We start from the raw sequence: 549 nt of genomic DNA, 5'->3' as shown, positions 1-549 counted from the left end.
TGAACATCGCGAAGAACTACTCGCACATCCTCGTGCCGGCGACCGCTTCGGGCAAGAACATCGCGCCGCGTATCGCGGCGAAGCTCGACGTCGCGCAGATCAGCGACATCACGGCGGTGGACTCGCCCGATACGTTCGAGCGTCCGATCTACGCGGGCAACGCGATCGCCACTGTGCAATCGGCTGACCCGATCAAGGTCATCACGGTCCGCACGACCGGCTTCGACGCGGTGGCAGCCGACAGCGGCAGCGCAGCGGTCGAGAAGATCGAAGCCGCCGCCGACGCGGGCCTCTCGCAGTTCGTGAGCCGTGAAGTGACGAAGCTGGACCGTCCGGAACTGACGAGCGCGAAGATTATCGTGTCGGGCGGCCGGGGTCTGGGCAGCGGCGAGAACTACACGAAGGTTCTGGAACCGCTGGCGGACAAGCTCGGCGCGGCGCTGGGCGCCTCGCGCGCGGCGGTCGACGCGGGCTACGTGCCGAACGACTATCAGGTGGGTCAGACCGGCAAGATCGTCGCGCCGCAGCTGTACGTCGCGGTCGGCATCT

General features: G+C 67.0%; 1 protein-coding gene. It reads left to right on the top strand.

Annotated features, from left to right (window positions below; genetic code table 11):
- Positions 1–549: electron transfer flavoprotein subunit alpha/FixB family protein (locus F3J20_RS32595; protein WP_167285846.1), on the top strand; the 549-nt coding region annotated here is incomplete at both ends.

The organism is Paraburkholderia sp. Cy-641 (assembly GCF_011752945.1).
GTDB lineage: Bacteria > Pseudomonadota > Gammaproteobacteria > Burkholderiales > Burkholderiaceae > Paraburkholderia.
Note: the sequence above shows the minus strand (reverse complement) of the source record. Positions and strands in the feature narration are given on the sequence as shown.